We start from the raw sequence: 6,311 nt of genomic DNA, 5'->3' as shown, positions 1-6,311 counted from the left end.
ACGGTGGACGTGCACCAGAACGACTTTGCCGGTACCGCCGGTGCCGAGAGCTTTGTTTCGCTGCTTATTGTGGACGGCGAAGGCACCGTCACCTGCGGCGGCGAGACGATGCCCGTAAAGAAGGGTGACAGCGTCTTTATCCCCGCCAACAGCGGCGGTTTTGCCGTGACCGGCACCCTGCAGACCCTTTGCACCCGCGTATAATATTTTGTTACAAAAGGCAGCCCCAAAGCAGGGGCTGCCTTTTGCGCATCAATACTGTTTTGTGCTATAATAAATCCTCCCCATTTACTCTTGCAATTTTTGAGGCAAAGGAGGTCCCGCCATGCCCACCCCGCGTACCCTGCATCTTGTAGCCTGCGACGACGAACCCGCCGTGCTGGCCCGGGTGGAACAGCTGCTGACCGCGCCTGCGGAGGGTCCTGCCCGCCGCCTGCAGACCTTTGCCGACGGCTATACGCTGCTGCGCGCCGCGGCCACCGACGCCCCCGACATTGCCGTTCTGGACATCCAGATGCCGGGCGTCAGCGGCATTGATCTGGCCCGTCGGCTGCTAGCCCTATGCCCCCACTGCCAGATTCTGTTTTTGACCAGCCACATTGCGTTCTGCCAGGACGTCTACGAGGTGGATCATGTGGCCTTTGTGCTGAAAGCCGATATGGACACCCGCCTGCCCGCCGCCGTAGCCCGGGCCTGCCTCCGCTGTGTGCGCCCGGCCCCTGCCGGCCCCCGGCTGGTACTGGGGGACCCCGGCCACGCCCTGCAGCTGCCGGAACGGGATATCCTTTACCTGGAACGCCGGGTACGCACCACCTGGGTGCACGCCTTGAGCGATACCTACTCCACCACCGAAAAACTGGAGCCGCTGCTGGCCCGGCTGGACCCGCTGCGCTTTTGCCAGACCCACAAGAGCTTTGCCATCCACTGGCCTTACGCGGAACGGTACGAAAAAGACTGTATCCGGGTACAGGGCGGTGCCGTGCTGCCGGTCAGCCGCGGCTATGCTGCTGCCGTGCGGCGCAGTTTCCTGGATTATCTGGCCACTTTGCAGCCGGAAGAAAGTGAGGTCCCCCTGTGAAGGAGATCCTGCTGGCCTGGCTGCCCACCGTTCCGGCCTATTTTCTGGGCATTTACCAATTCCGTTTTATGCTGACGCCCCGCCCCGGGGTGGGCTACCGGCTGCTGTTTGTGGTGTACGGGCTGGTACTGCTGGGCGCCAAGTCCTTCTCGGACTTTTACTGGCAGATCACCGGTACCGGGCAGGGTCTTTCCTGCCTGGTGGTCTGCCTGATGGTGCTGACGCTGCCCCTCTTTCTGCTGCTCTGTTTTGGCGGCGACTGGCGCCGGCGCCTGTTTGCGCTGTTCCCCGCCGTCTGCCTGCACAGTTTTGTGGTTTCTCCCTTCTGCCTGCTGGTCATGAACCAGCCCTGGCCCCTGCCTTATTATTCCCGCTGGCTGGGGATCTCGGCGCTGTTCTTTCTGGGCAGTCTGGCCGCCTGCGCCATCTCCTGCCTGCTGTGCCTGCCGCTGATCCGTATGGCCGAAGCGCTGCCCCGCCCCCTGTATACCGCTCTGGCGGTGGCTTCCCCGCTGCTGAACCTGGCCATCAATTTGCAGCAGGCGCTTTTTTTGCTCAAAGGCACCAACCGCCTGTACGGTATGCTGCGGCATCTGCCTTTTTTGATGCTGGAATCCATCGCCATCGGGTTCGTGTTTCTTTGGCTGGTAAACCGTTACGCCCGGCAGACCCTGGCCATTGCCGCTGCCCGGGAGCAGATGCACCGGCATGCCCTGGAAGCCCAGCAGCGCAGCGTTGAACAACTGCGCGCCTTGCGCCGGCAGCATCGCCGCAGTCTGGAAGAATTGCAGGTCCTGCTGAAAAATGAGGACACCGCCGCCGCTTTGGAAACGGTACGCCGGATGACCCGGCGGGATGCCCAGGCAACCCACCGCTATGCGGACAACCCGGTGGCAGATGTTGCCCTGGCCGATGCCGCCCACCGCTGTGCCGAGGCAGGGGTCACCCTGCAGATCCACGGCACGCTGCCCCGCAGCTGCACCCTGCCGCCGGTGGATTTGGCCAGCCTGCTGTACAACCTGTTCAGCAACGGGGCCAATGCAGCCGCCCAGGCGCCCCGGCCAGCCCGCCTTTCCATTGATTTCTGTACCGCCGCCGGGCGCCTTTGCGTTACGGTACGCAACTCGGTAGGCAATACGCCCTCCCGCCCCCGGGGTGAGAATCATGGATTCGGCCAGAAGATTTTACGGGAAATCACCGGCCGCTACGACGGCAGCTACACCCTGGAGCGGGAAGGCTGCGAGGCGGTGGCCGTGGCGATGGTCTGTCTGCCGGAAGAGAAGGGAGGCCCCGCCCATGATTAACACTCTGCCCCTGCTGCGATGGCAGGACATTGCCGCCATTATGGTGCTGGTGGTGGTACTGTTGGCGGGTATCGCCGGGGTGTACGCCATGCAGCGGCGCCACACCCGGCGCGAATTAGATGCCATCACCATGCAGGAACGCCACCTCTACCGCGCCCTGCACCGGGAAATGGCCGACCTGGAGGCCCTGCGCATGGCCCATCACGACGCCCAGAACGAATTGATCGTACTGCAGGGCTTTTTGGAACGGGGCGAAACCGCCCAGGCCCGGCGCTACCTGGCCGAACTGCTGCACCGGGATTCCCCCTGAATTTCGTCTTTGTTTTGCCGATTTTGCAACAAATCCGCCCAGTTTTGCAAAACCGGTGGCAGGCACCACCGGGATATGCTATGCTGTTTTGTGGAGGATCACGCCCCCTCCACTCGTTTGTCCGGGCAGGACCCGAGTACCATCTACTTTCCCTTACAGACCGGTACTCCCTGCTGCCGGCTGCTGCCGCTTTCTCACCGATAGCGGCAGTTTTTTCTGGATAGAAAGGGTCCCCTGCGACGCAAAAAACGGACAGCCGTCCACCACGGCTGTCCGCTTTTTGTTTGTTCCGGTCGGTTTACTGCAGCCCCTTGCAGGCGGGGATAAGGCAGAGCAGCAGCACGATCCCTGCCAATCCCACGGCAATACCCGGCACCAGCATATTCCACACCATGGTCAGGCACATGCCCACCCCCAGCACCACTGCGCCAATGGCCCCCAGCAGCGTGATGCCCACGGCTCGTGCGTTCCATACAATGGCGGGCTTACCGCTCATTTTCCGGCGTACCGGCACCATAGCCAGCAGCACCGCCAGCCCCAGACCGCCGGTGACCACGCCCTGACGCAGGGTATTCCAGTCGGGCAGCAGGGCCATACACATGCCCAGCGCAAACAGGATACCGCCCACCGTAGCAAAAATCAGGGTAACAAAATCTTTCTTTTTCATAATATAACTTTTTTTGTGTGTTGTCTTTGGTAAACGAATGAAAAAGCCGTTCCGTCAGGGGCGGGTATGCCGGGTCAGCAGAACGGCGGCCAGCAAAATGCCCGTAACCGCTGCCGATACCCATATCACTACCGGGATCATGACCGGTCACCCCCTTGCCCCGGGAAATGCCCGGACGGTTTTTCGGGGTTGGTTTTCTTTTCCAGAAAAGCATCCACAAATGCGGTTTCTATCCCCTTGTAACGGTTTACCACCGCGGTTTCCACCCGCTTGTACGCGCAAACGACCTTGTCCCCCGCAGCGCCGGTGCGCAGGGACCCATCCGGCTGCAAAAAAGCCCGGACAAATCCGTTCTCCACCGCCTTGTATGCCTTGATGATCCGGCGCCCCAGGCGCCCCGGTTTGATGGTATATTGGCTCATATTCCTTTCCTCCTGTACCAGGGGGCGGTGGCTTGTTTTGTCCGCTCCCGTTGTTGTGTGCACAGTATAACAGCCCCATGTTTGCGCTGTGCTAAGGTTTTGTTTGCAAAAGATTAATACCGCACACCACCACAAAAAAAGACCGGCGCTTTTGCAAGCGCCGGTGAGCATTGGTCTTTATAAAAGGGACTGGCCTTTTTCGCACAGCTGCCAGATCTGTTCGTACTGGGCGTCCAGGGCAGGCTGCAGCCGTTCCTGACGGCGCAGCAGCAACCGGGGGTACAGCAGCGGTGCCGCCGCCCAGCCCCCGAAAGCCGGTACCGCCAGCACCGTCATAAGCAGGTAATGGGGTGGTGTATGGGTGATGGCAAACACCGCCCCCGCCATGAACGCCGTGCCCACCAGCCCCACAAACAGCGCCCAGGCAGTGGCCGTGCGCGCCGGTTCGCGCCGGAACCGGTCGATCTGCTGCAGGCAGGCTTCAAAGTTCCGCTGCAGCCGGGTCAGTTCCATCTTGTTGATGATCTTGCGGTCCCGCTTCAGGTACAGGGTCACCGTGCGGCCCTGGCCGGGCGCGGGGCGGTTTTCGTCCGGCTGCCAGCCAAAGCTTTCGTAACCGTCCAACAGCAGCGAAACATCGCGTCCCGATACCGTAAGTTCTTTGTATTCGTATCCGATGTAACTCATGCGGGATTCTCCTCCTGGCGGGGCGTCAGGGGCAGTTCCACCGTAAAGGTGCTGCCCTGCCCCGGGGTACTGGCCACCGTGATGGTTCCGTCCGACAGTTCCAGGACCCGCCGCACCAGTGCCAGCCCCAGGCCGTTGCCCTCGGTGGCATGGGAGGTATCGCCCTGGTAGAACTGGTCAAAAATGTGGCGCCGGGTGGCCGGGTCCATACCGCAGCCGGTATCCGCCACCGTAACGATGACACGTTCGCCGTCCGTGCGTTGGGTCAGGGTGACTTTGCCCCCCGCCGGGGTGAACTTCATGGCATTGGAGAGCAGGTTGGTCCAGACCAGTTCCAGCAGCCCTTCGTCGGCGGTAAGCAGCAGCCGTTCCTGCAGGTCCGCTTCAAAATCGATCTGCTTTTTCTCCCACACATCCTCAAATTGCAATGCGCAGGCGCACAGCTGGGCACAGACATCAAAGGGCCGGGGCTGGGGCTGGATCACCTGCTTTTCCAGTTTGTTGAGCTTGAGCATGTTGGTGATCAGGCTGGAAAGCCGCCGGGCTGCCTGCAGAATGACGGCCGTACTTTCCTGCCGCTGTTCCTCGGTAAGCTGTTTTTGCTGCAGCAGTTCCGCATGGTTCTGGATGACGGCCAGCGGGGTCTTGATCTCGTGGGAAACATTGGAGAAAAAGTCGGTTTTCAAAGTTTCGATGCTGCCCAGTTCCTCCACCATCTTGTTGAAATCCAGGCAAAGCACATCCAGGTGGGTGGCTTTGTCCTGCGGGTGCTTCGGCGCCAGATAGACCGAAAAATCCCCGCCTGCCACCTTGCGGGCAGCCTCGGACACTTCCTCTATGGGTTTCTGGTACTGGTGGCGCACCAACAGCCCCGTGATAAGGGTGAACCCCACCGATGCCGCCACCCAGAACCCCAGCACGCCCAGGGTGTTGGCCAGGGGCAGACGGCGGTAGTCGATGACGCTGCCGATCATGAGCATCTGCACGGTGGTAAACACTGCAAACATGGCAAAGAACAGCCTAAAGGTGCGCAGCGGAAAAAGGGCGCGCTTGACCCGCCGGTCGGCAAATTTTTCGGCAGATCTCATCGCAGCACCGCCTTATAGCCCAGTCCCCGCACCGTCCGGATCTCGAAGCCGTCGCAGGCGGAGAATTTGTCCCGCAGTTTGGTGATATACACATCCACCGCCCGCAGGCTGGTCTCGGACTCCACACCCCAGAACTCATCCATCAGCTGCGCCCGGGAAAATGTCTTGTTGGGGTAGGAGAGCAGCCGGAACCCCCGCTGTTTGGCGGGCAGATCGTCCCGGGCAGACATGAACAGGATGGGAATGGTCCCGTTGACACGGCGGATGCTTTCGGCCAGCGCAAAACCGTCGATCTCCGGCATCATAATGTCTTATACCGTTGCGGGGACCGCCGGGCAACTCCCCACCCTTTTCTCTCTCAGGATACGCCGCCTGTGTTGCCGCTTTGTTTGGAAATTGTTTGAGAATTGTTAATGCCCCGGCAAAAGAAAAACGCCCCGGGCGGCGGTATCCGTCCGGGACGCGGGAAGATGTACGGCAGGTTACTGGGCGGCGTCCTCCAGTTCTTTATTGAAACGGCGGGACTTGGACAGGGCCAGGGTGATCAGGAACCCGGCCGCCAGCGAGATCACCACACCGATCAGGAAGTTGACCATGCACTGGGGCAGCACACAGACAAAACCGATGATACCGGCCGATCCCGGCGAGATGTTGAGCACGTTGGTCAGGGTCACATAGCCGCAGCCGATGGCGGACCCCAGCATGGCGCCATAGAAGGGGTAGCGGAGTTTGAGGTTTACACCGAACATAGCCGG

The 6,311-nt window shown here is 61.0% G+C and carries 8 protein-coding genes and 2 pseudogenes; 4 read left to right on the top strand and 6 right to left on the bottom strand.

Annotated features, from left to right (window positions below; all coding sequences use genetic code 11):
* The 4 genes from H6B10_RS11680 to H6B10_RS11665 form a co-directional block, all read left to right on the top strand.
* Positions 1-204: cupin domain-containing protein (locus H6B10_RS11680; protein ID WP_204651770.1), on the top strand; the 204-nt coding region annotated here is incomplete at its 5' end.
* Between the two features lie 121 nt (positions 205-325).
* Positions 326-1,078, top strand: a complete 753-nt coding sequence (locus tag H6B10_RS11675; RefSeq protein WP_204651769.1) for a LytR/AlgR family response regulator transcription factor — start codon at positions 326-328, stop codon at positions 1,076-1,078.
* Positions 1,075-2,382 carry a GHKL domain-containing protein gene (locus H6B10_RS18875; protein WP_204651768.1) on the top strand — a complete coding sequence of 436 codons (1,308 nt, stop codon included), beginning with the start codon at positions 1,075-1,077 and terminating at the stop codon, positions 2,380-2,382. The genes H6B10_RS11675 and H6B10_RS18875 overlap by 4 nt, the downstream gene beginning before the upstream one ends.
* A complete protein-coding gene (locus H6B10_RS11665; RefSeq protein WP_204651767.1) occupies positions 2,375-2,692 on the top strand; it encodes a hypothetical protein in 318 nt (105 codons plus the stop codon). Before H6B10_RS18875 ends, H6B10_RS11665 begins: the two co-directional genes overlap by 8 nt.
* 298 nt (positions 2,693-2,990) lie before the next feature.
* Here the strand turns inward: H6B10_RS11665 and H6B10_RS11660 are convergent, their stop codons facing one another.
* From H6B10_RS11660 to H6B10_RS11635, 6 genes and pseudogenes are all read right to left on the bottom strand, one after another.
* Positions 2,991-3,359: a hypothetical protein gene (locus H6B10_RS11660; RefSeq protein ID WP_204651766.1), complete on the bottom strand. Its 369-nt coding sequence runs from the start codon at positions 3,357-3,359 to the stop codon at positions 2,991-2,993.
* Positions 3,360-3,496: 137 nt separating this feature from the next.
* On the bottom strand, positions 3,497-3,781 hold the full coding sequence (locus H6B10_RS11655) for a hypothetical protein (RefSeq protein WP_204651765.1): 285 nt from the start codon (positions 3,779-3,781) through the stop codon (positions 3,497-3,499).
* Between the two features lie 177 nt (positions 3,782-3,958).
* On the bottom strand, positions 3,959-4,468 hold the full coding sequence (locus H6B10_RS11650) for a hypothetical protein (RefSeq protein ID WP_204651764.1): 510 nt from the start codon (positions 4,466-4,468) through the stop codon (positions 3,959-3,961).
* Positions 4,465-5,556 carry a HAMP domain-containing sensor histidine kinase gene (locus tag H6B10_RS11645; RefSeq protein ID WP_204651763.1) on the bottom strand — a complete coding sequence of 364 codons (1,092 nt, stop codon included), beginning with the start codon at positions 5,554-5,556 and terminating at the stop codon, positions 4,465-4,467. The genes H6B10_RS11650 and H6B10_RS11645 overlap by 4 nt, the downstream gene beginning before the upstream one ends.
* Positions 5,553-5,867, bottom strand: a pseudogene (locus H6B10_RS11640) (DNA-binding response regulator); the annotation flags it as partial. The gene H6B10_RS11645 and the pseudogene H6B10_RS11640, both read right to left, overlap by 4 nt.
* A 171-nt stretch (positions 5,868-6,038) precedes the next feature.
* Positions 6,039-6,311: pseudogene (locus tag H6B10_RS11635) on the bottom strand (PTS system trehalose-specific EIIBC component); the annotation flags it as partial.

The organism is Gemmiger formicilis (assembly GCF_016901605.1).
Lineage (GTDB): Bacteria > Bacillota > Clostridia > Oscillospirales > Ruminococcaceae > Gemmiger > Gemmiger formicilis_B.
The sequence above is the reverse complement of the archived record's forward strand: the minus strand, read 5'-3'. Positions and strand labels throughout refer to the sequence as shown.